We start from the raw sequence: 24,931 nt of genomic DNA, 5'->3' as shown, positions 1-24,931 counted from the left end.
GGGAAGGAAGAGACTCATGACCTCCACACACAAGGCCCGCCCCGCACTGTTTTCCGCCTCTCGCCAGCTGATGCTGGGTTCGGCGGCGCTCGCCACCGTCCTGATTGTCACCCAGGCCGGGGCGGACCTCACCCAGGCGGAAATCGACGCCGCGCGCTCTCACGCCTATGACCTGGCCGGCAGCGGACAGTGTGCGCAAGCCATGCCAATCTGGGAACGCCTGGCCCGTGCCCGTTCCAGCGCCGTGGATTTCATCGATGCGGCCAACTGTGCTGTCGAGACCGGTGATGCCCAGCGCGCCGTCAATAATCTGTGGGATGCTGTGCGCCGCCGCGATCAGCTGAGCGCGGAGCAGCAGCTCTACGCCCTGCGGGCGCTGGGGTATCAGGCCGAAGCGGTGGGCGATTGGGACAAGGCGCTGATCGGGTGGGAATATGCCTCTCGCATCTCCGGCGACGGGTTTGATCAATTGCAGGCCGCCCGGGCCTCGCGCCTGTCCGGCCGTGTTCGCAGCGCCGAAGCGCGCCTGATGGAGATTGATGCGGGCACCCTGCAGGGGGATCAGCTGGCCTCCTATTATGACGAGCGGGCCCAGGTCCTGCGCCAGCAACAGCCCGCGGCCGCAGCGAGCTATATGGAGCGGGCCATCGCCCTGGATGACCAGGCCTGGCGTCGGTTTGACCGGGCCTTGATGCTGGATGCGGCAGGGCAGACCGATGCCGCGATCGCCGAATATCGCACCGTGCTCAGCCGTGATCCCGGAAACATGGATGTACAATTGTCGCTGGCCTATGCCCTGCGGCGGACCGGTGGGGATGCAGAGGCGGCCGAGCTCTTTCGCGCGGTCATGGCGCGTGATCCCTCGCGGTCTGATCTCAATGAGGACCTGGGCTATGCGCTCAAGGATGCCGGTGACCGTGAGGGCGCCAGCGAGGCCTTCCGCCGGGCCATTGATCGTCTGCATTCACAAGGCGTGTCGAGCGATGACGAACGCCTGACCCGTTTTCGCAATGAAGTGACCGAGCTGGACCGGTCGGTTTACGGCTATGCCTATTACACTTGGCGCGATGCCGGCACGAGCATTTCCAATGGAGTGCAGACCTCGGCCGCCTATTCCTCGCTGGGGGGAGAGATCAACTGGCGGCCAGACAGCCTGTATCAGGACGGGCGTGGGCTGAGCTTTTATGGCCGCGCCTATACGGCGATTGACCCGGGCACGTTCAATTTCGATGGCGACAGCACGCAGGCCGGTCTCGGTGTGCGGTACAAACCATTCAGCGCACATGACTTTTCCCTGTCTGCCGAGCGGCTGGTGGCATTGGGTGATGACGCTCGCGATGACTGGTTGCTGCGCGCCTCCTATGGCTGGACCGACGGCTATGGATGGGAAGGTCGCGAAGATAGCTGGAATTATACGAGCCTCTATGCCGATCTGGCCTACATCCCCGGTGATGACGAGTTTTTCGGCGCTTACCTGCAAGCGCGCCAAGGACGTCGTTTCCCGGTTGCCGATAACTGGGCCGTCACGCCTTACATGACGGTGATCGGGCAGTATGCCGACGATAATTTCGGCTCGCAGGAGCAATGGGAAGCCGGTCCGGGTGTGGCTTTCACCCACTGGTTTGACGAAGACCGCTATCACAGCGCCCGCAAGCGCGTCGATTTCGAGGTGGAATACCTGTTCGATGTCGATGGCGGCAATGATGACGGGGTGATGGCGCGCGTGGTGTTTGGTTTCTAGAGGGACGCCGACAGATCAGGAGAGTTCGGCATGGTCATTGTGGAAGGCCAGTTTCAGGTTGATGATATTGAGAGGGCCCGTCCATTGATGGCGGTCATGATTGAGGCCTCGCGCGCGGAGGAGGGCTGTCTCGACTACGCCTATGGCGAAGACGTGCTGCAGCCCGGCGTGATCCGGGTGATCGAGCGGTGGCGCGATCGCGAGGCGCTGGACGCCCATTTCGACAGCGTCCATCTCAAGCGCTGGCGGGCGTCCTGGCCGGGCGCAGGTATTCACTCCCGCCAGTTGCGGATTTTCGAGACCGGGTTCGAACCCGCCTGAGGCGTGGTTCGCACAGCCGGACGCGGGCTCAGATCCGGGTTCGGGATCAGCTCGAGAGAAAGCCGTAATCGCCGGTTTTTTCCAGCGCACGTTTATAGGCCGGTCGTTCATGGATCCGATCCAGCCAGGCCGTGATATGGGGGCGCGTGCGGGTAAGGGTGCCGCGCGCTGCGGCGGCCTCCAGCGGATAGCTCATCTGGATATCCGCGCCGGAGAACTCCTCGCCGGCAAACCAGGTGTGCTGGCCCAGATAGTCTTCGATATAGCCGAACAAGTTTTCCAGTTCCGGTCCGACAAATCCATCCATGGTACGCTTGGTGATATTGCGGGCGATGGGTTTGGCGAAGAAGGGCATTTTGGCCGAATTGATACGATCAAGGATCAGCTTGATCAGCATCGGGCTCATCAGGGAGCCTTCCGCGAAATGCAGCCAGTACTGATAATCGCGTCGCGCCTGGCTTCCTGCCGCTGGTTTCAGTCCGGGGCCATGGGTCTCAATCAGATATTCGATGATCGCGCCGGATTCGGCGACAGTCACATCGCCCTCGGTGATCACGGGGGATTTGCCCAGCGGGTGGATGGCCTTGAGATCGGCCGGTGCGCGCCAGGTCTCCGTGTTGCGCTTGTAGGAGCGGATCTCGTATTCGAGGTCGAGCTCTTCAAGCAGCCAGACAATACGCTGGGAACGGGACTGGTCGAGATGGTGAAGCGTGATCATGGCGGACTCGTCGATGGATACCTAAAGCGACACATAGGGCAGAGTGCGCCTGTGACCAGTCGCTAGTCCAGCTCGCTTGCCAGCAGATCATTCGCCGGCGCCTGCCAGTCCGGTGAGGGCAGGTCAAGACGAAGGCCGCACTGGTTGAGCATCAATCTCAACATGGTCGCCTGATCACGGCGTCCATTGGCCAGATCCAGCACCGTGTATTCACTCAGCCTGACAACATCACCGAGATAGACATGTCCATGATCTGCCAGGGTGAAGGCCAGCTCTGTCAGATCCGGCCGCCGCGCGCAGAAGGACACGATATCGAGGTCCAGAAGCTCGGTCGGATGAGCCGGAACGGGCGTGTCGGGATTGGAAGCGGCCATGTCTATATACGGTGTTGTTGTGGTCGGTCTCCACAAGATATGGGGGTTTCCTCCGAAATGGACGCATAAAACATAAATCGCCGCTCCCCATTGTGGAGAGCGGCGATTTGGTCATGTTCTTGAACGCGTTAGCGCGGATGTCTGGCGTTTACCGTGTGTGAGCGCCTAGAGCTCGACCCATTGCACACTCACACCGAGCGGGCGCAGGACCTGGTCCCAATAAGCCCGCATCTGGCTTTGCTGGACCTGTTGCCACGGATCGCGCGGGATCAGGCGTATTTCCAGCGTCACACCGCGCAGGCCGTCCCCATACGTCTCGCGCAGCAGTTGGGCGACGGTGGTCGGGGCGGGCAGCCGTGACGTCAGATCCATGCGCTGGCGGTAGGGGTAGACCGTGAAAAGATCTGAATTTTGCAGCATGTCCGACACCAGCACGATATGGCGACGCGGCGCATTGCGGTCGAATGTCGGGTCCTGCGTCAATTGCGCGAGGGCCTCGATGATCGGGCTGTTGGGGGCGTTTTTCGGCGTCACCAGATCGGCCAGCGCGGCCTCAAGCGGTTCGGCAAACAGCATGTCATAGCGGGCCTGGACCCGGTCCGGATTGCGATAGAGCGGATTGACCTGTTCGCCGGCACCGGGATTACACAAGGAGAACCGGTTGGTATTGGCCAGCTGGCCGCTCTCATTGAGCTCATAGAGAGAGAGACGCTCGCCGACGGCCAGACCCGGTTTCTGGGCCCGGATCAGGGCGGCAATGCGATCTGCCTGTTCCGGGGAGTAGAGATCGGTCTTGTCGATCACGACAGCGCGGTGGGGCGGTATCTCGTCGACCACGCACAGCGTCTGGTGATCATATTCCGGCGGTTGCAGGATGATGGCGGCGTAGCTGATGACGCCGAGAATACCCACGACGATGATCAGATTGAATACACCGATAAGATCGCGTCCGGACATGGCCCCCTCCGTCGCTTGTTGTTCGAAACCCCGCCCGTCTTATACAGGGATTTCTCCTGAGCGGGGCGAAAATCGTGGGGACGGTGTATCACCGTCCCCGACGCGGGTGAGTGAGGATCAGGTGCGGGCCGGGCCTTCCAGCTCACGCAGGATCTCGACATTCAGGGTCTGGGCGTCGGTCAGCAGGGCATGGCCCTTCATTTTCTTGACGTCCTTGTCCTTGGCGGCCTCTTCGAGCGCCTTCATCAGGCCTTCGGAGGCTTTCTCCAGCTTCCGCGTTGCCCCGGCATATCCCATGATGGCGTCGGAGAAGGTGCGGCCCTTATAGGCAGCGATCGCCGCGAATGTGGTACCCAGGATGAACAATAACAGGGCTTCTAGAGATTTCAGCCCGGTCATATTGTTCCAGGCCGCCTGAACCGGATCCAGGATCACGCCCGTTTGCTCGGCTCCGCCCATGGCCAGGGTGGCAGCATGCAGCTCCATCAGATCGCGATAGTGCGCCGCCGACAAGTTCAGGGCCAAAAGGGCGATCGTCGTCAGGGCAATTACCCCGGCACCCAGGATCTGGTGGACCCGCTTGTGTGGATTGGCCATCAGACGCAGGCCGATGAAGCCGATCAGGAAGAACGCCGTGATCACATTGGTAAAGGACACGGTGATCGCCTGCAGCCAGCCTCCCAACAGACCCAGATCCGAGCCGGTAGAGAAGAAATAGGCGTTGGCGAGGCCTTCGAACAGGACCAGAGCGGCCAGCACGGAGAAGTGCAGCATGTGCGATTTGGGATAAACCGCCGCACGATTGATCGGTTTCACATCCGGCTGTGTGGACACGTCCGAAGAGAATTCACTCGTGGTCTCATCGGGGATGGCATTACCCCAGGTGCGGCGGAAAACCTTGAGATTCTCCTGCGCTCCTTCAGCCCGGGCCGTCGCCCCTTCAAGGCGCAACAGAGACACATTCAGCAGACCGGTTTCGGAATCGGATTCGAACTCATCATCCAGATCTGCATCACGGTCGGGTTTGGCACCCGGCTTGTTCAGAAATTCTGCAATCTTCTGGGGCATGGCCTCCCCTCCCTGAATTAGACCCCCATAGGTCGATTTCATCATGGTTAACGCCAATCATGGCCGGAACTTTCGGGGAGGGAGGCGATTTCGGGGCAAATTAAGGCAATCTCGCCTCAAATGAGTCTCCGTCTCGCGATTCCCCTCCCGCGGGAAAACAACGTTAAACGCCGCCACTATCAGGCCTTGTATGAACGCAGCCTGTCTGACAGGCTCGCGCCGCACAGTCCGGCGCCAGACCGGATCGTTTCAGGAGGTCGATACATGAAATTCTATGATTTTGCCCGAGCGCCCAGCCCGCGACGAGCGCGCATTTTCATGGCGGAGAAAGGGCTGGATGTTGAGATCATCCAGGTGGATCTGGGCGCGGAGGAACAGCGCGGCGAGGCCTTTACCGCCATCAATCCACGTCAGACTGTCCCGGCACTTGTGCTCGAAGACGGCGTGGTGCTGACCGATAATGCGTCCATTGCACGCTATCTGGAAGAGACCTGCCCCGAGCCGCCGCTCCTGGGCCGTGATCCGATTGAAAAGGCTCTGGTGGCGGAATGGACGGCGCGTGTGGAGAGCGAAGGGCTGATGGCCATCGCGGAAGTCTTGCGCAACACCTCCAGCTTCTTCAAGAAGCGCAGCCTCACAGGGCCGCGCGATTATGAGCAGATCCCGGCGCTTGCCGAGCGCGGCGCGGCGCGGATCGAGGCGTTTTTCGAGGTGCTTGATACCCGATTGCAGGAGACACCCTACCTGGCGGGCGAAGCTTTTTCCGCGGCCGACATCGCCGCTCTTGTGTGTTGTGATTTCGCGGGCTGGGTGAAAATGGGGCCGCCCGAGACCTTTAAGGCGCTGGCGACCTGGCGTGATGCTGTGAACGCGCGGCCCAGTGTTTCGGCCTGACCCGGGTTTGCGCCCGTTTTGTGCGGGCTGTGCCTAGGGCCGTTCAACCCGGGCGTGGCTGGGAATGGGCTCGTCTGCGGGCCACTCACCGCGGGCAATTTTCAGCTTGAAACCGACCTGGACGATGGCGTCGAGGGCCGGGATGAGATCCTGGCCCAGCTCGGTCAGTTCATACTCCACCGAGGGCGGGGAGGTGCGTTTGACCCGGCGTTTGAGCACACCGCGTTCCTCTAGCTCCTTGAGGCGTGTCGACAAGACCTTGGCAGAGACGGGCGGGATATCCTCACGCAGCTCGTTGAATCGCCGGGGGCCGGAGCGCAGACTCCACACCACATTGGGCGCCCAGGCCCCGGCAATAATGCTCATGCATTCGGTAAGAGCACACGGGACGGGCGGATCTGGGCTGTGATTTTTGCGCATTTTGAGTGACATGGCGGATATCAGGTTTCCTGGCGGTAACTTGAAAATGACGGTAACTAATGGAAACCTGCTTGTAAACAGATACTCCTCTCTCCATCTCGGCGGCGTCGATCACGAAAGGAGAGATCCATGCAACTCTATTACAAACCCGGAGCCTGTTCGCTCGCCAGCCATATCCTGCTGCGCGAAACCGAAGAGCGCTTCGAACTGGTCAAGGTGGATACCGAGAGCGGACAGACCGAAAGCGGTGATGCCTATCGCGACGTCAATGCGCGTGGTTATGTCCCGGCCCTTCGTCTGGGCTCCGGCGATGTTCTGACAGAAAGCCTGTCCATCCTGCAATACATCGCCGACCAGGCCCCGCACACGGCGCTGGCACCGACGGCCGGTACGGTCAAACGCGCGCGTCTGGAAGAAGTCCTGAGCTTTCTGGCGAGTGAAGTGCACAAGGCGTTCAGCCCGTTCTTCTCCGGGGTGACCCTGGGAGAGCCAGGGGCTGAGCCGCACGAGGCGAAGCTGCGCAATCGTCTGGGCTTGCTGGCCGGTTTCATGACGGACGGTCGTCCCTATCTGTTGGGCGAGCAGTACTCCCTGGCCGATGCCTATGCGTTCACAGTGCTCAACTGGGCCGGCTTTATTGGTCTCAACCTGGCCGACTGGCCGGCCCTGGCCGGGCTGCATGGCCGGGTTAGCGAGCGGCCGGCTGTGCAGGCAGCGCTCAAGGCGGAGGGACTGGTCCAGTGAGTGCTCTGAACGAGATCGAAGCGCTGATCGCCCGTTATTTTGATGCGCTCTATACGTGCGATACGGATCTGCTCCAGGCGGTGTTTCATCCGCGTGCGATCTATGCCACTGCCGATGAAAGCCCGCTCCTTTATCGAACGATGGACGAGTATGTGCCCGTTGTGGCGGCGCGGCAGTCGCCGCAATCGCGCGGTGAGGCGCGTCGCGACATCATCGACGGGATTGATCTGGCCGGCGAAAACACGGCGCGTGCGCGCGTGCGGTGCTCGATCGGTGACAAGGATTTCGTCGATTTTCTGACATTCATCCGCGTTGAGGGCCGCTGGCAGATCATCTCCAAGATTTTCCAGATCCTGCCCCGTTCCCACACATCCACATCCACGGAGGCCTAGATGCCCTATGTGAATATTCAGGTGACCGAAGAAGGTGTCACCGCCGAGCAGAAAGCGGCCCTGATCAAGGGCGCGACCGATCTTCTGGTTGATGTGCTCAACAAATCCCCGGCCACCACATTTGTTGTGATCGAGGAAGTCCCGCTCGACAATTGGGGCGTGGGAGGCGTGCCGGTCATGCAATACAGACACGCCCTCCAGGCCGGTAAGGCGACCGACTAGCGTGTCGGCCCGGGCCAGATGGTCTGGCCTTCGAGCCGCACTTCAAACAGGTCCGGTCGGGCGTAATGTCCGGCCGGATCACAGGCGGCCTTGCACTTGCGGATGAGTTCGGGGTCGGCATCGGCGTAGAGCACGGTCTCGCCCTCAGCGGGCCCGGCGATCACTTCTCCACGCGGGTCGATAATGGCGCTTTGACCGGTATGCTCAAACATGTTCAACGGCTGGAACCGCTCGGGGACATGCGCGTTAAGCCGCAGGCCGGCGGGTGCCAGGACATAGGCGGCCGCCTGGCTGGCGAAGGCCCGCGACAACAGGAGCTGACGCGACCAGACCGGTTCACTGGGTGCGGTTTCGGGCTCCCGGCCCGGCCAGGCCGCAACATGGAATTGCGTGCCCTGGGCGATGAGTGAAAACCCGGGCAACAGCACATTGTGCTCCCAGCAGTTCAATCCTGACAGACGCCCGTAACTGCGCTCATGAGCGACCAGGCCCCGGGCATCGCCGTCCGCCCACACGGAGCGTTCGTGATGGGTCGGTTTGATCTTGCGATGACGTCCCAGAACCGTGCCTTCCCGGCCGATAAAGACGAGGCTGGCGTAGATCGATCCTTCGGTCTGCGGGTCGAGTTCTGCGATACCGATCACCACATCCGTCCCGGCCTTGCGAGCGGCCATGCACAGATCGGCGATTTCGGGACCGTCCAGCCGCACGGCCTGGTCGAGATAGAGAGCCGAGGCGTCCCACCACAGGTCCGACAAAGGGGCCTCGATGAAAAACGGATAACCGGGCAACCAGGTCTCACCAAAGGCGGTGATCTGGGCGCCATTCTGTCCGGCCTCGGCAATCAGCTGACAGGCTTTCTCGGTCGAGGCCTTGCGATCAAAGAAGATCGGAGCGGCCTGGACCACGGCCAGTTTCACGGTTGAGGATAGGGACATGGGCCTTACTCCGCGTCAGATTCGTCGACACGCGCAGGGTCATGTGTCTCGAACCAATGCAGGATTTCTTCCACTTTGGTCAAAAGGCGACTGGGCCGTGAATTGGCGATGCCGTGCGGCGTGTCTGGAATGACCACCAGCCGGGTTGGCACATTGCGTAATTGCAGGGCGGAGTAATACTGCTCGGTCTCACTGCGCGGGGTCCGGCTATCGGCTCCACCCACCATCATCAGGGTCGGCGTGTCGACATTGCCGACCAGGGAGAGCGGCGAGCGACGCCAATATTCGTCCGGGTTTTCCCACGGTGCTTCACCGAACCAGTAGCGATAGAAAAAGTTCGGCAGATCGGAATGCAGGACGAAGCTCGACCAGTTGATCACCGGTTTGATGACACCGGCAGCGGCGAAGCGGTCCGTATTGCCAATGATCCAGGCCGTGAGAACACCTCCGCCCGATCCACCGGTCACGAACAGTCGGTCTTCGTCAATAAAGCCGCGATCGATCAGGGCATCGACCCCCGCGATCAGGTCGTCATAATCCTGACCGGGATAATTGTGGTGGATCTCATTGGCAAACTCATAGCCATACCCCGTCGATCCGCGCGGATTGGTGTACAGCACGACATAACCACGAGCGGCCATTAGCTGTAGTTCTCCCGTAAAAACCGGGCCATAGCTGGAGAAGGGACCGCCATGGATTTCCAGGATCATGGGGTAGAGCTGGTCCGGGTCGAAATCGGGCGGATAGATGATCCAGCCCTCGGCCTCCAGGCCATCAACGGGTGTGGTCCAGTCCATCTGTTCAACCCGGCCGAAGGTGATGCCGGCGACACTCTTGCGGGCAAAATCCGTCAGGATCTGCGGCTCGTCCTGCGGCGTGTCCAGAACGGCGATTTCGGAGGGGTGGCTGACATCGCCCCAGGTATAGGCCAGCTCATCTGATGCGGAGACGGACCAGGATCCGCTCGAATAGGGGCGTCCGAACACGTCCGGCATCAGATCATCGCGCACGGGGATGATCTGGCCGTCCAGGTCGATTTGCGCCAGATGGGTCCGGCCATGATCAATATAGCTGATGAAGAGGTGTTCGCTGTCTTCACTCCAGCGAGCCTGGGTGATCGCACGGTCGAGATCCGCACTGATGGATCGCGCATCCGTGCCGTCAGCCTTGCCGATGTAAAGCTCGGTATTGTGATAGCCCATGCGGCGATCATCATACCCCAGCCAGGCCAGGTGCTGGCCATCGGGGGACAGGCGCGGCGCATTGTCCGGACCGCGACGATCAGTGAGGGCGCTCAGGCTGCCATCATCCAGATCCAGGCGATAGAGCTCCGTATCGCTGACGGAGGTATCGGTGTCCAGGCGACGATCAACCGAGACGATCAGGCTGCGACTGTCTGCACTCCAGGTGAAATCGGCGCTGGCACCGTAGGCGTCCTCTGTCACCTGCAGGGCGGTGCCGCCCTCGGCCCTGACGATGAAGATCTGGTTTCGGCCGCGCGGCAGCGGACCCACGCCATCGATACGAAAGACGATCCGGTCATCGATCTGGGCCGGTGCGGCCCAGTCTGCACCGTCGGGACGTTCGGGCAGGGCTTGCGGCGCGATACCCGCAGCGGGAACAAAGCTGGCAAAGGCCAGTCGTTGACCGTCCGGCGACCAGGTCAGCCCATTGGCACCAAACCCGATACCGGTCACGCGGGTTGATACTCCGGTCTCGATGTCAAATCGCATGAGCGCCGGTGCTTCACCCGACTGGACATAGGCAAAGGCCTGGCTGTTCGGGGCCCAGCGGGGCGATGCGGCCGGCGTCTCGCCGCCGGCGATCCGGCGTTCTTCTCCGGTGTCTCGGTCAAACAACCAGAGTGTGGCGAGCGTTTGATCCGTCTGGATATCGTTCTCGCGGCGCGTGTAGACAATAAATCGTCCGTCCGGAGAGATCTGGGGCTGGGAGGCTGAGGCCAGGTCGAAGACATCGGCAGGCGTGAAAATGCGCAATTCGTCGGTGGCGCGAGATGTCATCGCGCCATCATCGGCAAACGCGAAACTGGCGGAAAAAGCACAAAGAATCAGGCTGCTGCCTGCAATAATTCTATTAGACACGTGGATGGTCCTCCCTTGGGCACCATCACAGCGCATTTGGACGCGCGTTCCAATCAACTTCCGCTCACAAGATGTGACGAGATTGCCACAATTTTCGAAAAACCCGTTGAATACTCCTCATGCAACAAAGTTCCTGACCCGTAGGGGCGTGCATTCTGTTGCAAAGCTGTCATTCTCGAAATCGCGTCATCAACGAATGTCGCACATACAAAAATGGCTAAACACGCCGGTCAGTAAAAACACTGACTAACGGGAGGGAAATAGATGGCTAATACCAAACGCGCCATTCTGCTGGCGGCTGCGTCCGCTGTTGCCGTAACTGCCGGGGCTGCCCAGGCCCAGGACAGCCGGACTGTCGAAACGATCACCGTGACCGCCCAGAAGCGGGAGCAGGGGATCCAGGACGTTCCGGTCGCTGTTACGGCCTATAACGCCGAGCTGCTTCAAAATGCCGGTGTGCGTGACATCAAGGATCTGGCGGTGATTTCGCCCGGTCTCAACGTCACCTCAACATCCAATGAATTTGTCACGACGGCGCGTATTCGCGGCATCGGTACGGTGGGCGATAACCCGGGACTGGAGTCCTCGGTGGGTATCGTCATTGACGGTGTGCCGCGCGCTCGCAACGGCGTCGGCTTCAATGATCTCGGTGAGCTTGAGCGCATCGAAGTCCTGCGCGGTCCGCAAGGCACGCTGTTCGGGGCCAATACCTCTGCCGGTATCATCAATGTCGTGACCAAGCGTCCGGAATATGATTTCGGCGCCAATCTCGAACTCACCGTCATGCCCGGTGATGTGGAAGGTCTGGGCATGGCCGCAGGTATTACCGGCGGTATCTCCGACAATGTCGCCGTTCGCCTGTACGGTGCCGCCCGTTCGCGCGACGGTTTCCAGACTGTGCAGACTTTCAACGGTCCGCGCACCCAGACGGAAGACGCCAATCAAGACTTCCACACCATGCGTGGCCAGGCGCTGTTCGACATCAATGAGAGCATGTCGCTGCTGCTGTCCGCAGACTATACCGAGCGCAGTGAAGACTGCTGTGGTGCTCCGTCTCTGGAATCAGGCCCGACGGCTGGCGCTCTGAACTTTTTGGTACCGGGATCGCGTCCGCTTCCGGGTGCCGATGATCCGTTCAGCCGGGTCATCCAGTCCAACCGTGACACCACGCAGGACATCACCGATGGTGGCTATTCGGCCACGTTCGAGTGGGCGCTCGATGCGTTCGACCTGACTGTGATCGCGTCTGACCGGGCCTACGAGCTGACGACCGGCCAGGACACCGACTTTACCGGTGCCGACGTCGTCTATCGTGATGCGTCCAATAATGGTGTCAGCGTTGATACGCGGACCCTGGAAGTGCGCGCGGCCGGTTCGCGCGGCCAGCTCGACTGGATGGTCGGTGGTTATTATTCGGAAGAAGAACTGGTCCGCCGCGACTCGATCGTCATGGGTGATCAGTTCGAGGCCTATCTGGGTCTTCTGGGTGGATCGCCGACCCTTGTGACGGATCTTGCCAACGGTCTGGGTCTCACCTTCATCCCGGCCTTTACCCCACTTGCGCCGGGAACCGGGGCCCCGTCTGGTGGCGGTAATCCGACGGGTGATGTGTTCAACCAGGATGCTGAGAGCCTCAGCGTCTTCACGCACAATACCTGGAACTTCACCGACAGCACCAATGTGACCTTCGGGCTGCGGTATACCAGCACGGACAAGGCGGCGACGGCTGATTTTGCGACCTCGGACGTGCCGGCCTGTGATGTCTGGGAAGCGGTGTTTGGTGAGGCGCTCGACTTCTCGACGGCTCAGAACCAGGCGATCCTTGCTGGCTTCTCGGCCGGTTCAGGTGTCGGCATTCCTGATCTTGTGCAATTCGGCACCTTCACCTGCCTGCCGTTCTCGCGCGATGTCTACAATACGATCGGCCTGGATCAATCGCTTGAAGAGGAAGAAGTGACGGGTCTCCTGTCGCTGTCGCACCGCTTCAACGAAGACCTGCTGGCCTATGGTACCTATTCTCGTGGCTACAAGGCCGGTGGTTTCAACCTGGACCGCTTCACGCAAGCCGGGTCCAGCGCGGTTGATTTCACAGGCATCCTGGCAGGGACGTCGGAATATCCGGCCACCTTCGACCCGGAACTGGTTGACAGCTTCGAGCTGGGCTTCAAGACCGAGTGGCTCAACGACACCCTGCTGGCCAACCTGTATCTCTACTATTCGGACTTTGAGACCTACCAGCTCAACACGTTCAACGGCATTGCCTTCTTTGTGACCTCGATCGACGGCGCGTCGACCCGGGGTGCCGAGCTGGAGCTGCTCTACCTGCCGGAGAGCATGCCGGGTCTGACCATGCAGGGCGGGCTGACGTATTCTGACGCCAAGTATGAAGAGTTCGACCCGACCGGTACGCCGGACGTGGACCGTCTGTCCGGTCAAAACTTCTCGCTGGCACCGGAATGGTATGCCTCCGGTTCTGTCTCCTATCAGGCCAGCCTGACGGATGACCTGAACTGGCTCGCCCACCTCGATGGTCGCTGGGTGTCCGAACAGAACACCGGCTCCGACCTGGATCCGCAGAAAGTCCAGGACGCCTATGCCCTGTTCAACGGTCGTGTCGGCCTGATGGCAGCCGATGAAAGCTGGTCGCTGGAATTGTGGGGCCGCAATCTTCTGGATGAAGACTATATCCAGGTCGGTTTCGATGGTCCGTTCCAGCCGGGCTCTTTCAATGCATTCCTGGGCGCTCCGCGCACCTGGGGTCTGACCCTGCGTCTGCAGAACTAGACAGGGCATACTCAACACACCAGGTGAGGCCGGGGTGGCGACGCCCCGGCCTTTCTGTATGGGTTTGCGCACGTGTCTTTCTTCCGGAGTGATCTTGCGCAGCGCGGCGAAGCCCCTAAAAGAAGGTATGGGAATGCTGCGCTGCGGCGGGTGAGACCGCAAATTCACCACATTTGCCCGCCAAGGCCTGAACCATCAGTTCGATCCGAACGAGGGACCATGACACTGCGCACACGAAAAATCCTGGCGGGCGGGTTCGCTGCCCTGATTGTCTGGGGACTGATTGTTATTGTTTTCAGCCCGATCCGGCCGGATCGGCTGGAAGGACGCTTGCAGTCGGCGGCCGAGGCTGCCTTGGATGCGCGCGAGCATGACTGGGCGCGTGTCGTCGTGCGCGGGCAGACCGCAATCTTGTCGGGAGCCGCGCCCAATCTAGTTGCGCGTGATGACGCCCTGGCCGCGGTTCGGGCCTCGACCTGGACGGGCGGTGTCGTGTCGGGGGGGATCACCCAGGTCCGGGACGAAACCAGCCAGGCGCGGTTCGAGCGTCGTTTCGCCTTTCGTGCGGATGCGGCCAATGGGCGGGTGTTTATCCGCGGCGATGCCTCGGACGATGATACACGCCGGGCCGTGGAAGCTTTCGCGCAGGAGCGTTTTCCCATTGGTGCCGAAAGCGATTTGACCCTGATCCCCGGCGGTGCGGCGTCCGCGGAATGGCAGTCTGTCGCCCAATTGCTGCTGGCCCAGCTGGCGCGGTTCGACCGTGGTGCACTCGTGATCCAGGGTGAACAGGCCGCCCTGATTGCCGAGGCCCCCAATGCCCAGACGGCGCGCTCGTCCCGAGCAGCTCTGGCTGAGCTGCCGGAGCCCTATCAGATGGCACTCCTGATCCGGTCGAGTGGTCAGGTCTTCTCAAGTATTGAAACCGCTCAGGGCTGTGATGCCGTGCTGCAAGCAGCGCGGGGCGCCAACCAGATGCGGTTCGAACCGGCTGGTGCGGCGCCGAGCCCGGTATCCCAGACGGCACTTCTACAGGTCGGGCGGGCGTTTTCCCACTGTCCGGAGAACCTGTCCCTGGGCGTGAATATCCAGCCGGAGACAACACCGTCTGACGACACACTATCGCGTCGCCGGGCGGCTGCCGTGCGCAGCCTTCTGGTTCAAGGCGGAGCAGAAGATGCGCGGATTACTGTCGCGATTGTGGAGAATCAGAGTGATCGGGTCATGATCCGGGTTCTTGAAGAGGAAACAGCATCATGATGTGGATGATCTGGCAGATGGCCCCCTATCTCCTGGTGGCTTTTGGTATCGGGGTTCTGGTCGGTTGGCTGATCTGGAGCGGTGATGCGCGGGCGCGTGAGGCAGACAAGCTCGAGCGCGATAATGATCGTCTGCGTCGCGAGAATGATGCGCTGGCGCGTCGCGTGGGTGAAGCTGAAAACCGCGCCAACGAGGCCGAGGCCGTTGCTACAGAACCCGCCGCCCCCCCCGTTATTGCGACACAGGATCACGAACCGGCGCATCGCGCTGAAGAGGTCAAGTCCGGTGCCACCGGTCTGCCGGATGCCAGCGAGACGCCGACGGTAGAAGCCCCGGCCGCCGAGGTTCTCCCTGTGGACACACCCGCGACCTCTGACATCGCCCCGGAACCGGTCAACACCTCAACGCCCGAGGCTTTGGAAACGTCCGAAACGACGCCTGTGAAGAGCGGTGCGGATGGTTTGCCCGAAGCCGCAAAATCTGTGGTGATCGGCATGCCCGAGCCTGCCGAGGCGGATGATCTGACTGTCATCCGGGGGCTGGGTCCCAAAGCCGCTGCCAGCCTGCTGGAAGGGGGCGTGACTCGCATTGCCCAGATCGCTGAATGGGGCGAAGCCGATGTGACGCATTGGGATGAACAGATCAATGGTCGCGGCCGTATTGCACGCGATGACTGGGTCGGGCAGGCCCGCTCTCTGACGGGAAATGCTTGAGGGATGAAGCGCGATGATTTCATGGCTTTTTGCCAGGCGCTGCCGCACACCACTCACGTCATCCAGTGGGGCGGAAGTGATGTTTGGAAAGTAGGCGGCAAAATGTTCGTGATCGGCATGTTCGATGCCGGTGATGAGCCGCGCTATTCTTTCAAGGTGTCGGACGTGTCCTTTGAAATCCTTCAGGAACAGGACGGGCTCCGACCGGCACCCTATCTGGCGTCACGCGGTATGAGCTGGATCCAGCATTATGATCAGCCCGGTCTCGATGATGATGGGCTGAAAACCTATATCGCAGAGAGCCATCGCATAGTGGCCAGCGGCCTGACAAAGAAACTGCAACGCGAGCTAGGTTTTCTGCCTCCGGCCTGACGGCGCCGGGCGTGGTTTGTCTCAGTAAGACGTACCCGCGGCGCGCTCGGTAAAGCCGAGCACCTGCTCCGCGCTATAAGCCCGGGTTTCAGCATCCGGACGTTCACCCGATCGGACGAGGATTTCCAGCATAACCGATTTATCGCCTGCACTGGGGTCGTACTGGACACCCAGGCCCAGGCTGGTGCTGCGATATCCGCCGGACCCGAAGGCCACACCGACGGATGTGGCGATGTCGACCGGATCGGCATCCTCACCCTCGCGAACCCGATTGACGACCAGAAACCAGTCGCCGCCATCGCGCTGTGTGATCTCTGCGGCGCGGCGCAGCGCAAGATCTTCGACGGTCCGCATGTTCATGTCATGGCCTGCCGAAAAGCGCACACGGTAACGATCAGTCTCGATACGGGTTTGTGTATAGCCACGATCTCCGCCACCCGACGGGGCGTACAGGCTGGGCGCAGGACTGGCACAGGCCGCTAATCCCGCCACGAGCAGGGCCGGAAGCAGACAGGTTTTGATCCGTGTTTTCATGAGAACATCACTCCGCAACTCGATCGCATCCACCCACGATAACAAAGAGTGAGACGCGAAGCGGGATGGGTCAAGCATTCTGCCTGCAGACACAGTCAGCATGAGCAAAGCGTAAGTCGCTGGACGGAAACCTCACCCGGAATGTGATCGAATCCGCAGTTGCCGATTGAGGTTCAACGAAACCACCCTTCAACGAAACCACCGTCACACGAAACGACCGCCCAAAGAAAAACGCCGCCGGGCAAACCCGACGGCGTTCTCGAAACAGTCGTCGTCGCGCTTACTGCGGCGAACCATATTCCGTGGCGTAAACGACAGCGCTCGCGGTGCCGCCATCATATGTGCCGATCCAGATGTCATACTGGCCGGAACCGGACAGGTTCAGGTAGGGGTTCAGACCATCAACATCGTCGGAGCAGTACCAGTTCCCGTCCGGCGCGTTGACGACCAGCGTCGTGTCGCTGGAAGAGCGGGCGCCGATACCGATGGAGCCACCATTCCACATCAGGCGCACGTCCGGTGCGTTGGAGATGTAGCCGGAGCAACCCACATTGCCGGCGTCAACGCTGCCACCTGCGACAACGTCCAGCTCGGACGGATCCGGCAGGAAGCCGCCGTTCAGCGTGTAGGTGCCGTAATTGGGTGTCAGGCTGTAGTCTTGAGCAAGAACAGCCGTGGTGGAGAAAGCGGCCAGAGCGGCAGCTGCAATAAGAGTCTTGGACATGGGATCCCCCCTGCTTGAATTGTGTCCCTCTCGCTAAACTACATGTTTAACGAGGCGAGCCAAGTGACGATTGGCCGACAGACACGTACAGGCAGGGGATAACCCGTTCTAGGTGAACAGTTCATGACTAAAACTCTATGTTTTTCAATTTCTTCAAATGGTTTCTTCAGGAAAGGACAACGGCCGTTCCCGACGCGGAGACCATGAGCATCGAGCCTTGTTCGCCAATAACTTCATAGTCCAGATCAACGCCGACAACCGCATTCGCGCCGCGGCGCTGTGCCTCGTCCTGCAATTCCGACAGAGCGATCTCGCGCGCCTCGCGCAGGGATTTTTCATAGCTGCCCGATCGGCCACCGACAATATCGCGCAGGCCGGCAAACAGGTCACGGAAGAGGTGGGCACCAAGTATGGCTTCTCCGGTCACCACGCCCTTGTAATCCTGGATCTGGCGGCCTTCGACGGACGGGGTTGTGGTGACAATCATGGCGTCTCTCCTTGTTACGGGAGGGTATCATGACGGGGATGATGCCTCCCGACAGCAGGGATTGTTGGGAGGTTTATCCCGGATCCGATTCGGATGGCCGCCGCGGGGCGAGTTCGGCGCCGGGATAGGCCGCCCCCAATTCCTGCTGGATGATCCAGTCGGACAGCAAGGGGAAATAGCCCGGTGCATATCCCAGAATTGTGCGTTCGCCATCTTCATCCTCTTCGAACCGCACGATGCCATGATCTGTGCCCGGGAAGAGGGCGACATCGATTGCGCGATCTTCCGCCTGCAGCTCTGCGAGGATGCGCAGTGTGTTTTCCGGTGGGGTGCTTCGATCCGATCCGGCGATGACCCACAGCATCGGGGTCTCCAGCGTACGCATCACGTCAACGGGCACATAATCCCAGCTGGTTCCGGTGTCGAGAAAGGCAAAGCCGATTCTGAACTGCCAGAGTGGCCGCTTCACCATTTCATAGCTGATACCGCCTTCCAGCAGGGGGAACCAGGCTTCGTTCTGGTATTCCCGCCGGACACGGGCCAGGTCGGATGCCCCGTCCTGGAAGTCGGACAGCAACAGGCGCGCGGTGATGTCGGTGATCTCGCGGGCCTTGGCCTGTTCCTCAGCACCAAAACCGGCATCGCGCAGGCGGAGTTGAACTTCATCGCGATCTTCCGCCAGGGGGCCTTCGGCCATGCCAAAGGAGGCAATGACAAAATCCACATCACTCAAAGTCGCCGCGAGCGGGGCGACCCACCCGCCCTGGCTGCCGCCAAAATAGCCACTATAGGCGACACGCTCGCCGGCATGCTCGAGTGCGGTGCGATGAGCGGCGGCAGCGTCGGCGGCCAGCAGATCAAAATCCTGGGAGTATGTACCGGTCGAACCGCCTGTTCCGCGCTTGTCATAGACGAAGACACCAATGCCTTGAGCGGGCAGGGTGCGTTGCTGGAAATCATAATCCCGTGCGCTCCAATCCTCCGAGCCGTGGACCAGAACGACGATCGGAACAGGTGCCTCGCCCTCGGGCAGGACCAGACGGCCTGCAAGTGTTTCGCCCTCGCCCTGGAAGCGCATGTCCTCGACCTGAAGGGGAATGCGCTCGCCGGTGCCGTCATGGCCTGCAATGCCGACGATCTCGATCACGTTGTCTCCGCACTCGCCCAGCACGATCCGAGCGGGATTCGGCCTGTCCGACCATCCGGTCGTTCCCGACCAGACACCGTCATCCGTCTGGGTCACGTGCCCGTTCTGTCCGTCCAGCGTGCGCCAGCGCAGGCTGTTTTCGCCGGACAGGCCGACATCAAACACAGCCCCATTGGCCATGCGGTAGGCTCCGGTGAGACAGCGCAGATCCTCGCGGATTTCGGTCTCGGTGTTAGAACAAGCCGAAAGGGCCAGCAGACTCAGACAGGCGGTCGTGATCACACGCATGACAACTCTCCCAATAGAGTACCATCAAGCCGGTTCTCAGACCTCGACGTCAATCCCCATGCGTTCGAGCATGACCAGCGCACTGTCCGCAATAACGGTCCCCGGCGGGAAGACCGCCGCGGCACCCATCTGGCGCAGAACCGGTTCATCATCCGGTGGGATGACCCCGCCCACAATCACCAGCACGTCCTCGCGCCCCTTATCCCGCAGGGCATCACGCAATTCGGGCACAAGCGTCAGGTGACCGGCGGCCAGGGATGAGGCAGCGGCCGCATGCACGTTTTCCTCGACCGCCAGGGTTGCCGCTTCGTCGGGGGTCTGGAAGAGTGGTCCGATCACCACATCCCAGCCCAGATCCGCATAGGCGGAGGCGACAACTTTCTGACCACGGTCATGACCATCCTGGCCAAGCTTGGCGATGAGGATTTTCGGCTTGCGCCCCGTGGTGCGCAGGAAGTCTTCAGCCAGGGCCTTTGCCCGCACGACCTTGGGGTCATCACCGGCTGTGGCCCCATAGACGCCGCTGACCGCCTTGATCTTGGCAACATGCCGGTTGAAGGCGCGTTCCATGGCGTCGGAAATCTCGCCCACTGTGGCCTTGGCCCGCGCAGCGTCTACGGACAGGGCCAGAAGATTGCCATCCCCGCTTTGCGCCGCTGACGTCAGGGAATTCAGGGCGGTTTCGACGTCGGCCGGGTTTCGTTCCTCGCGCAGACGCTGGAGTTTCTCGATCTGTTGTTTGCGCACCAGATAATTGTCGACCTTGAGCACGGGCACGTCTTCTTCCTCGTCGAGGCGGAATTTATTAACGCCCGTAATGGTCTGCTGGGCACTGTCGATCAGCGCCTGGGTCCGCGCGGCGGCTTCTTCGATACGCAGTTTAGGAATGCCTTCATCAATGGCGCGGGCCATACCGCCCAGGGCATCAACTTCGGCAATGTGTTCCAGGGCACGTTCGGCAAGATCGCGTGTCAGGCTTTCAACATAGGCTGAGCCGCCCCAAGGGTCGGCACAATCGGTCAGATGAGCCTCGGTCTGCAACAGGATCTGGGTATTGCGGGCGATGCGTGCGGAGAAATCCGTCGGCAGGGCCAGGGCTTCGTCCAGCGAATTGGTGTGCAGCGACTGGGTATGGCCATCCACAGCGGCCATTGCTTCCAGGGCCGTCCGACCGACATTGTTGAACACGTCCTGGGCGGTGAGGGACCAGCCCGACGTCTGGCAATGTGTCCGAAGACAGATCGATTTGTCGGAATTGGGCTGGAAGCGTTCTTTCACCAGGCGGGCCCACAAAAGGCGGGCAGCCCGTAGTTTGGCGATCTCCATGAACACATTCATGCCGATGCCGAAGAAGAATGACAGTCTTGGCGCAAAGGCGTCGACATCCAGCCCGGCATCCACCCCGGTCTGAATATATTCAAGACCATCCGCGATAGTGTAGGCCAGTTCGAGATCGGCTGGCGCACCCGCCTCCTGCATGTGATAGCCGGAGATAGAGATGGAATTGAATTTCGGCATGTTCTGCGAGGTGTAGCCGAATATGTCGGAAATGATCCGCATGGAGGGCGTGGGCGGATAGATATAGGTGTTCCGCACCATGAATTCCTTGAGGATATCATTCTGGATTGTGCCGGAGAGTTTATCGGCACTGACCCCCTGTTCCTCGGCGGCGGCGATATACAACGCCATGACCGGCAGAACCGCACCATTCATTGTCATGGAGACGGACATCTGGTCGAGCGGTATACCGTCAAACAGGGTGCGCATGTCGTAGATGCTGTCGATAGCGACCCCGGCCATGCCGACATCTCCCGCCACACGCGGATGATCGCTGTCATAGCCGCGGTGTGTGGCCAGGTCGAACGCCACAGAGAGGCCTTTCTGACCGGCCGCCAGATTGCGACGATAGAAGGCATTGGAATCTTCGGCCGTCGAGAAACCGGCATACTGGCGAATAGTCCAGGGACGCTGGCCATACATTGTGGGATAGGGGCCACGGATGAAGGGCGATGCCCCCGGTACACCGCCCAGGGCGCGCATGCCGGTCATGTCATCGGGCACATAGCGCGAGGCAATCTCGATCCGTTCAGCGGTGGTGAACTGGTTTTGCGGTGTTTCGGGCGTCGAGGCGGCAGAGCCCAGCTCGATCTGGGTGAAGTCCGGCATCTGGCTCATTGGGCCTCTCCCTCAAACTCGGCAGCAAACCGTATCGGGCTCAGATCACTGTCCGGCATGTCTGGCCATCGGCCGACGGTTTCCACGGCCCTCGGGTCTGGGTCGGGGTATTGCGTGACACCCAGAATGGCCTCATCTCCGTTGCGGATGCGGGCGAGACGGGCTGTGCGGGCCTGCACGATCTCTGCCTGCACGGTGCCGGCGTCATACGCTGCGGCCAGCCCGCCCTCTGCCTCGATCGCCTGGAAACAGGACCAGGCCCCCTGGGCCAATTGCTCGGTCAGGTTTTCATGCAAATAGGACCCTGCGGCCGGGTCGGTCACCTTGCCGACATGGCTCTCCTCGGCGAGGAGGATGTGCAGATTACGGGCGACACGGCGTCCAAACCGCGTCGGGCGACCAATGGCATCTGTCAGGGGCCGGATGGAGAGACTGTCCGCACCGCCAGCTGCCGCGGCGAAACCGGCACAGGCATTGCGGATCAGATTGGTCCACGGATCGCTCGCGCTGAGCATGCGATGAGCGGTCGTGACGTGGATATCGATCCGGCGGGCTGTTTCGCTTACCCCGAAGGCGGTGAGTATCTGTGTCGCCACGCGCCGGACCGCCCGCAGTTTGGCGATGCCGAGATGAATATCCGCATCGACACAGACATGCAGTTCAATCGCGCGGGCGGCGTGGTCGGGCGTGAACCCCCAACCGATCAGGTGCCGCATGTACAGTGCTAGGCTGGCCGCTGTGACCGCCAATTCCTGGACTTCGCTACCGCCAGCCTCGAAGACCAGGGCGCCATTGGCCTTGAAGACATGCAGGCGCGGGAAGGCCTCCTGCGCCAATTGGGCAATATCGCGCGCCTTGTCGAAACAGGAGGGGGCCTGGGCGACGCCCTGACGCGCCGCGCGGCCAACTGGGTCCAGTCCGAGCGAGCCAGTGACAGTCTCTCCGTCCACACGGTGACGCGCATACAGCGCCAGCAGGAGATGGGCGTGATGACCCTGACCGACGAGGGTTTCAAGATGGACCGGGGCGAGCGCCAGATCGATGCCCTCGAGTGCCGCATCCAGATCATCCAGCGTGTCCGCCTTCAGCCCGGTCGCTCCGGTCGGATCCAGCACAAGTCCCAGATCAGACACGCCGCCCATGAGATCATCCAGCGCGGCCTGGCGCGCTTCTGCGGGCTGTGCTTCGACAATCGTTTGACGCATGGCGAAGGGGCGGTGAATGTCACGCGGAGCGGTATCAACCGGACCGCTGGTTTCGGGCGCGCTGAAGAAAACCGGGCCGCGTTCAAGCCCGTCGGGTGTGTGGCGGACGAGCGTATCGTCGAAATCGGCCCCGCGCAGGGCCTTGTCGGCCAGTTGACGCCAGACGGTGTGATCCGCGGTCGGGAAATCCCCGGCCCAGCCATGGATCTGTCCGGTGTGTTCGGATTCGGTCACCATTGCGCTCCTCCCTGATATAGCAGGACACAAAGTCCGTGCGGGCCACGAGGTCAAGAGGGAGGAAGGTCCAATTTGGCGGTTCGCCTGTCCCCATGGGCAGGAGCGGCTGTATTTTCTTGGTCAGCCGCACGGAGATTGCCAGTCATGTCGATTACAAGCCCCAATCTTGCACTGCCCCTGCTGGATGCGCAGCAAAGGCAGAAACACCTCACCGTCAATGAAGCCCTGCTGCGCCTGGACCGTCTGACACAGCTCAGTGTGATCAGTCGGTCCCGGCAACAAGCCCCGGCCGATCCGCAGGAGGGTCAGGCCTGGATCCTGCCCGCCGATACTGAAGGCGACGCCTGGTCTGGACTGTCGCCGGGGCAGATTGTGGTGTTTCAGTCCGCAGGCTGGGTCAGCCTCATGCCGCGTCCAGGATGGAGTGCCTGGGTCGAAGACGAGGCGGCACTGTTGCGGTTTGCGGACAGCCGATGGACGCCGGATGCGTCCGGGCCGCTTTCGCGTTCCCCGGCCGAGTTTTGCCAGTGTCGTTCACGCGAACACATCGTGCAGGGATTGAGCGGAGAGGACATCGAGACAGGTCTCGTGATCCCCGCCCGGGGGCTTGTGCTCGCCGTTATCAGCGAGGTTGTGGATACGCTTCCCGGCGTCACCGGCTATGCCTGCGGCCTGGCGGGTGATCCGGCCCTGTTTGGAGGCGCTTTGGGATCACATGCGGGCCAGCGCAATGTGGGTGTGATCGGGCCGAGGCCGGTTTATGCCGATACGGCCGTGCGGCTGCTGGCCCAGGGCGGGGTGTTTGCAGGCGGTCGGATCCGTCTGACAGCGCACTATCTGGTGTTCGACCCTTCGACCTGATCGGCCAGATCGGCCAGCATCTCCCGCCAGAGCGGCTGGATCTGTTCAGTCAGGGCGTGGCCGTGCGCGTCTACCAGTTCAAGACGGGCGTGCGGGCAGGCTCTGGCCAGATCAACCGCGGCCTGGGGCGGGCAGACCATGTCCTGTTTGGAATGCAGGATGGTCATCGGGATGGCGGCCAGTCGTCCGGCATCCTCGATCAGCTGGTTTTCGTCCATGAAACATCCCTCGACGAAATAATGGGCTTCGATGAGGGAATGGGCGGTGGTGAATTCCGGACCGGCCTGTTTGATGCCGTCGAACACCTCGGCCTCGCTGATCGTCAGATAGGACAGGTGATCCTCGTATTCCGTCCAGCGGTAAAGGAGCGAGTCGCGCGCGTCCTCCAGGGTGCAGTCCGGGTCTGCCAGGCGGCGAATGCGGTCAGGGAATTTGCTGAGCTCCGAGCGCATGGCCCAGTAATACCAGTCCATGATCGACAGGGCGCTTGCCCGGTGCACCAGCGGGACGGGCTCCAGGAAGGTCGCGTAGGCCTGGGGATAAAAGCGCGGCGCACCCTGGGGGTTATGCCACCAGCCAAGCTCCTGGGCCCGGCCGAGAAAAACCGCGGTCAGGGCGAGGGCCCGGACACGCTGGGGATGGGTCTGCGCATACGCAAGCGCCAAGGTCGATCCCCAGCTGCCGCCACCGACGATCCAGGATTCAATATCGAGATGGTGACGCAAGGCCTCGATGTCATCGACGAGTTGCGTGGTCGTATTGCGCTCCAGATCGAGCACCGGGCGCGAGCGCCCTGCACCGCGTTGATCAAACAGGATGATGTCGAACCGGTTGGGGTCGAACATCCGGCGTTGTTTGTCCGAGACGCCAGACCCCGGACCGCCGTGTAGAAAGAGAAGGGGGGTGCCGGAGCGGTTGCCGTGACGTTCCCAGACCAGCTCAGCGCCGTCCTCCAGGGTGAGGCGGCCGGTTTCGCGGGGGGATAGGAGCGGGAAAAAAGCTGACATGGTTCACCTGTGCCACGCCTTACAGGGGATGGCCAGTACCGGGTTTTATAAACATGTCGCGCACGTGATGAGGGAAAGCAGGTAGGATCATTTGGGTTGGTTCGGTGCGTCGCGTCTGGCCCTCTGGATTGCCGTCTGCGTGATCGCGCTCACGGGGTGGGCAGGCTCTGCGTCCGTTAGAGTATCGGCGTTAGTGTTGCCCCGTTTGACCGTCGACCGGAACAGCACTCCAGCACGTCGTTTTGG

General features: G+C 61.3%; 25 protein-coding genes. 11 read left to right on the top strand and 14 right to left on the bottom strand.

Going from position 1 to position 24,931, the window contains the following annotated elements; genetic code table 11:
• Positions 1-16 precede the first annotated feature (16 nt).
• On the top strand, positions 17-1,741 hold the full coding sequence (locus RMQ97_RS13535; RefSeq protein ID WP_413661426.1) for an NfrA family protein: 1,725 nt from the start codon (positions 17-19) through the stop codon (positions 1,739-1,741).
• A 30-nt stretch (positions 1,742-1,771) separates the two neighbouring features.
• Complete coding sequence (locus RMQ97_RS13530; RefSeq protein WP_413661425.1) at positions 1,772-2,062, top strand: putative quinol monooxygenase; 291 nt, start codon at positions 1,772-1,774, stop codon at positions 2,060-2,062.
• Between the two features lie 46 nt (positions 2,063-2,108).
• Here the strand turns inward: RMQ97_RS13530 and RMQ97_RS13525 are convergent, their stop codons facing one another.
• The 4 genes from RMQ97_RS13525 to RMQ97_RS13510 all read right to left on the bottom strand — a co-directional run bounded on the left by RMQ97_RS13525 (position 2,109) and on the right by RMQ97_RS13510 (position 5,179).
• Positions 2,109-2,780, bottom strand: coding sequence for a glutathione S-transferase (locus RMQ97_RS13525; protein WP_413661424.1), 672 nt, complete (start codon positions 2,778-2,780; stop codon positions 2,109-2,111).
• Between the two features lie 62 nt (positions 2,781-2,842).
• The gene (locus RMQ97_RS13520; protein WP_413661423.1) at positions 2,843-3,154 is read right to left on the bottom strand and encodes a hypothetical protein; all 312 of its coding nucleotides are present in this window, start codon (positions 3,152-3,154) and stop codon (positions 2,843-2,845) included.
• Between the two features lie 165 nt (positions 3,155-3,319).
• Positions 3,320-4,111, bottom strand: coding sequence for a hypothetical protein (locus RMQ97_RS13515; RefSeq protein WP_413661422.1), 792 nt, complete (start codon positions 4,109-4,111; stop codon positions 3,320-3,322).
• 117 nt (positions 4,112-4,228) lie between these two features.
• Entirely contained in the window at positions 4,229-5,179 is a 951-nt protein-coding gene (locus RMQ97_RS13510; protein WP_413661421.1) for a hypothetical protein, read from the bottom strand.
• A 264-nt stretch (positions 5,180-5,443) separates the two neighbouring features.
• On the opposite strand from RMQ97_RS13510, the gene RMQ97_RS13505 reads away from it, so the two are divergent.
• The gene (locus tag RMQ97_RS13505) at positions 5,444-6,073 is read left to right on the top strand and encodes a glutathione S-transferase family protein (protein WP_413661420.1); all 630 of its coding nucleotides are present in this window, start codon (positions 5,444-5,446) and stop codon (positions 6,071-6,073) included.
• Between the two features lie 33 nt (positions 6,074-6,106).
• Here RMQ97_RS13505 and RMQ97_RS13500 read toward each other — a convergent pair whose 3' ends face one another.
• Positions 6,107-6,505, bottom strand: coding sequence for a winged helix-turn-helix transcriptional regulator (locus RMQ97_RS13500; protein WP_413661419.1), 399 nt, complete (start codon positions 6,503-6,505; stop codon positions 6,107-6,109).
• A 117-nt stretch (positions 6,506-6,622) separates the two neighbouring features.
• Here RMQ97_RS13500 and RMQ97_RS13495 point away from each other — a divergent pair, with 117 nt between their 5' ends.
• From RMQ97_RS13495 to RMQ97_RS13485, 3 genes are read left to right on the top strand one after another with little or no spacing between them, the layout of a single operon-like run.
• Complete coding sequence (locus tag RMQ97_RS13495; RefSeq protein ID WP_413661418.1) at positions 6,623-7,237, top strand: glutathione binding-like protein; 615 nt, start codon at positions 6,623-6,625, stop codon at positions 7,235-7,237.
• Entirely contained in the window at positions 7,234-7,629 is a 396-nt protein-coding gene (locus RMQ97_RS13490; RefSeq protein ID WP_413661417.1) for a nuclear transport factor 2 family protein, read from the top strand. The genes RMQ97_RS13495 and RMQ97_RS13490 overlap by 4 nt, the downstream gene beginning before the upstream one ends.
• Positions 7,630-7,851 (top strand): tautomerase family protein, encoded by a 222-nt coding sequence (locus tag RMQ97_RS13485; protein WP_413661416.1) that lies wholly within the window; start codon positions 7,630-7,632, stop codon positions 7,849-7,851.
• On the opposite strand, the gene RMQ97_RS13480 is transcribed toward RMQ97_RS13485, so the two are convergent.
• Together RMQ97_RS13480 and RMQ97_RS13475 are read right to left on the bottom strand one after the other, a co-directional pair.
• A complete protein-coding gene (locus RMQ97_RS13480; RefSeq protein ID WP_413661415.1) occupies positions 7,848-8,789 on the bottom strand; it encodes a carbon-nitrogen hydrolase family protein in 942 nt (313 codons plus the stop codon). The genes RMQ97_RS13485 and RMQ97_RS13480 overlap by 4 nt on opposite strands.
• A gap of 5 nt (positions 8,790-8,794) precedes the next feature.
• Entirely contained in the window at positions 8,795-10,810 is a 2,016-nt protein-coding gene (locus RMQ97_RS13475) for a S9 family peptidase (protein ID WP_413661414.1), read from the bottom strand.
• A 345-nt stretch (positions 10,811-11,155) separates the two neighbouring features.
• On the opposite strand from RMQ97_RS13475, the gene RMQ97_RS13470 reads away from it, so the two are divergent.
• The 4 genes from RMQ97_RS13470 (at position 11,156) to RMQ97_RS13455 (ending at position 16,020) form a co-directional block, all read left to right on the top strand.
• Positions 11,156-13,675, top strand: a complete 2,520-nt coding sequence (locus RMQ97_RS13470; protein WP_413661413.1) for a TonB-dependent receptor — start codon at positions 11,156-11,158, stop codon at positions 13,673-13,675.
• 219 nt (positions 13,676-13,894) lie between these two features.
• On the top strand, positions 13,895-14,935 hold the full coding sequence (locus RMQ97_RS13465) for a hypothetical protein (protein ID WP_413661412.1): 1,041 nt from the start codon (positions 13,895-13,897) through the stop codon (positions 14,933-14,935).
• Entirely contained in the window at positions 14,932-15,648 is a 717-nt protein-coding gene (locus RMQ97_RS13460) for a hypothetical protein (RefSeq protein WP_413661411.1), read from the top strand. Before RMQ97_RS13465 ends, RMQ97_RS13460 begins: the two co-directional genes overlap by 4 nt.
• Before the next feature lie 3 nt (positions 15,649-15,651).
• The gene (locus RMQ97_RS13455; protein ID WP_413661410.1) at positions 15,652-16,020 is read left to right on the top strand and encodes an MmcQ/YjbR family DNA-binding protein; all 369 of its coding nucleotides are present in this window, start codon (positions 15,652-15,654) and stop codon (positions 16,018-16,020) included.
• 21 nt (positions 16,021-16,041) lie between these two features.
• Here RMQ97_RS13455 and RMQ97_RS13450 read toward each other — a convergent pair whose 3' ends face one another.
• The 6 genes from RMQ97_RS13450 to RMQ97_RS13425 all read right to left on the bottom strand — a co-directional run bounded on the left by RMQ97_RS13450 (position 16,042) and on the right by RMQ97_RS13425 (position 22,817).
• Positions 16,042-16,554, bottom strand: a complete 513-nt coding sequence (locus RMQ97_RS13450) for a CC0125/CC1285 family lipoprotein (RefSeq protein ID WP_413661409.1) — start codon at positions 16,552-16,554, stop codon at positions 16,042-16,044.
• 280 nt (positions 16,555-16,834) lie between these two features.
• On the bottom strand, positions 16,835-17,278 hold the full coding sequence (locus RMQ97_RS13445) for a peptidase S1 (protein WP_413661408.1): 444 nt from the start codon (positions 17,276-17,278) through the stop codon (positions 16,835-16,837).
• 166 nt (positions 17,279-17,444) lie between these two features.
• Positions 17,445-17,765 carry a heavy metal-binding domain-containing protein gene (locus RMQ97_RS13440; protein ID WP_413661407.1) on the bottom strand — a complete coding sequence of 107 codons (321 nt, stop codon included), beginning with the start codon at positions 17,763-17,765 and terminating at the stop codon, positions 17,445-17,447.
• Between the two features lie 73 nt (positions 17,766-17,838).
• Positions 17,839-19,200 carry an alpha/beta hydrolase family protein gene (locus RMQ97_RS13435; RefSeq protein ID WP_413661406.1) on the bottom strand — a complete coding sequence of 454 codons (1,362 nt, stop codon included), beginning with the start codon at positions 19,198-19,200 and terminating at the stop codon, positions 17,839-17,841.
• A gap of 36 nt (positions 19,201-19,236) precedes the next feature.
• A complete protein-coding gene (gene scpA, locus RMQ97_RS13430) occupies positions 19,237-21,375 on the bottom strand; it encodes a methylmalonyl-CoA mutase (RefSeq protein WP_413661405.1) in 2,139 nt (712 codons plus the stop codon).
• The gene (locus RMQ97_RS13425; protein WP_413661404.1) at positions 21,372-22,817 is read right to left on the bottom strand and encodes a methylmalonyl-CoA mutase family protein; all 1,446 of its coding nucleotides are present in this window, start codon (positions 22,815-22,817) and stop codon (positions 21,372-21,374) included. The genes scpA and RMQ97_RS13425 overlap by 4 nt, the downstream gene beginning before the upstream one ends.
• 144 nt (positions 22,818-22,961) lie before the next feature.
• On the opposite strand from RMQ97_RS13425, the gene RMQ97_RS13420 reads away from it, so the two are divergent.
• Positions 22,962-23,678, top strand: coding sequence for a DUF2793 domain-containing protein (locus RMQ97_RS13420; RefSeq protein WP_413661403.1), 717 nt, complete (start codon positions 22,962-22,964; stop codon positions 23,676-23,678).
• On the opposite strand, the gene pip is transcribed toward RMQ97_RS13420, so the two are convergent.
• On the bottom strand, positions 23,651-24,685 hold the full coding sequence (gene pip / locus RMQ97_RS13415) for a prolyl aminopeptidase (RefSeq protein WP_413661402.1): 1,035 nt from the start codon (positions 24,683-24,685) through the stop codon (positions 23,651-23,653). The genes RMQ97_RS13420 and pip overlap by 28 nt on opposite strands.
• Between the last annotated feature and the right edge of the window lie 246 nt (positions 24,686-24,931).

It is taken from the genome of Maricaulis sp. D1M11, from assembly GCF_047308265.1.
Taxonomy (GTDB): Bacteria; Pseudomonadota; Alphaproteobacteria; order Caulobacterales; family Maricaulaceae; genus Maricaulis.
This window is presented reverse-complemented; position numbering and strand designations above follow the sequence as displayed.

What these genes read in the sequence shown, in the direction of transcription:
- RMQ97_RS13520 (WP_413661423.1), bottom strand. Translation starts at nt 3,154, where the DNA reads ATGGCCGCTTCCAATCCCGACACGCCCGTTCCGGCTCATCCGACCGAG.
- RMQ97_RS13515 (WP_413661422.1), bottom strand. Translation starts at nt 4,111, where the DNA reads ATGTCCGGACGCGATCTTATCGGTGTATTCAATCTGATCATCGTCGTG.
- RMQ97_RS13485 (WP_413661416.1), top strand. Translation starts at nt 7,630, where the DNA reads ATGCCCTATGTGAATATTCAGGTGACCGAAGAAGGTGTCACCGCCGAG.
- scpA (WP_413661405.1), bottom strand. Translation starts at nt 21,375, where the DNA reads ATGAGCCAGATGCCGGACTTCACCCAGATCGAGCTGGGCTCTGCCGCC.
- RMQ97_RS13435 (WP_413661406.1), bottom strand. Translation starts at nt 19,200, where the DNA reads ATGCGTGTGATCACGACCGCCTGTCTGAGTCTGCTGGCCCTTTCGGCT.
- RMQ97_RS13425 (WP_413661404.1), bottom strand. Translation starts at nt 22,817, where the DNA reads ATGGTGACCGAATCCGAACACACCGGACAGATCCATGGCTGGGCCGGG.
- RMQ97_RS13455 (WP_413661410.1), top strand. Translation starts at nt 15,652, where the DNA reads ATGAAGCGCGATGATTTCATGGCTTTTTGCCAGGCGCTGCCGCACACC.
- RMQ97_RS13530 (WP_413661425.1), top strand. Translation starts at nt 1,772, where the DNA reads ATGGTCATTGTGGAAGGCCAGTTTCAGGTTGATGATATTGAGAGGGCC.
- pip (WP_413661402.1), bottom strand. Translation starts at nt 24,685, where the DNA reads ATGTCAGCTTTTTTCCCGCTCCTATCCCCCCGCGAAACCGGCCGCCTC.
- RMQ97_RS13420 (WP_413661403.1), top strand. Translation starts at nt 22,962, where the DNA reads ATGTCGATTACAAGCCCCAATCTTGCACTGCCCCTGCTGGATGCGCAG.
- RMQ97_RS13450 (WP_413661409.1), bottom strand. Translation starts at nt 16,554, where the DNA reads ATGAAAACACGGATCAAAACCTGTCTGCTTCCGGCCCTGCTCGTGGCG.
- RMQ97_RS13510 (WP_413661421.1), bottom strand. Translation starts at nt 5,179, where the DNA reads ATGCCCCAGAAGATTGCAGAATTTCTGAACAAGCCGGGTGCCAAACCC.
- RMQ97_RS13525 (WP_413661424.1), bottom strand. Translation starts at nt 2,780, where the DNA reads ATGATCACGCTTCACCATCTCGACCAGTCCCGTTCCCAGCGTATTGTC.
- RMQ97_RS13440 (WP_413661407.1), bottom strand. Translation starts at nt 17,765, where the DNA reads ATGATTGTCACCACAACCCCGTCCGTCGAAGGCCGCCAGATCCAGGAT.
- RMQ97_RS13535 (WP_413661426.1), top strand. Translation starts at nt 17, where the DNA reads ATGACCTCCACACACAAGGCCCGCCCCGCACTGTTTTCCGCCTCTCGC.
- RMQ97_RS13495 (WP_413661418.1), top strand. Translation starts at nt 6,623, where the DNA reads ATGCAACTCTATTACAAACCCGGAGCCTGTTCGCTCGCCAGCCATATC.
- RMQ97_RS13465 (WP_413661412.1), top strand. Translation starts at nt 13,895, where the DNA reads ATGACACTGCGCACACGAAAAATCCTGGCGGGCGGGTTCGCTGCCCTG.
- RMQ97_RS13445 (WP_413661408.1), bottom strand. Translation starts at nt 17,278, where the DNA reads ATGTCCAAGACTCTTATTGCAGCTGCCGCTCTGGCCGCTTTCTCCACC.
- RMQ97_RS13500 (WP_413661419.1), bottom strand. Translation starts at nt 6,505, where the DNA reads ATGTCACTCAAAATGCGCAAAAATCACAGCCCAGATCCGCCCGTCCCG.
- RMQ97_RS13460 (WP_413661411.1), top strand. Translation starts at nt 14,932, where the DNA reads ATGATGTGGATGATCTGGCAGATGGCCCCCTATCTCCTGGTGGCTTTT.
- RMQ97_RS13475 (WP_413661414.1), bottom strand. Translation starts at nt 10,810, where the DNA reads ATGACATCTCGCGCCACCGACGAATTGCGCATTTTCACGCCTGCCGAT.
- RMQ97_RS13505 (WP_413661420.1), top strand. Translation starts at nt 5,444, where the DNA reads ATGAAATTCTATGATTTTGCCCGAGCGCCCAGCCCGCGACGAGCGCGC.
- RMQ97_RS13470 (WP_413661413.1), top strand. Translation starts at nt 11,156, where the DNA reads ATGGCTAATACCAAACGCGCCATTCTGCTGGCGGCTGCGTCCGCTGTT.
- RMQ97_RS13480 (WP_413661415.1), bottom strand. Translation starts at nt 8,789, where the DNA reads ATGTCCCTATCCTCAACCGTGAAACTGGCCGTGGTCCAGGCCGCTCCG.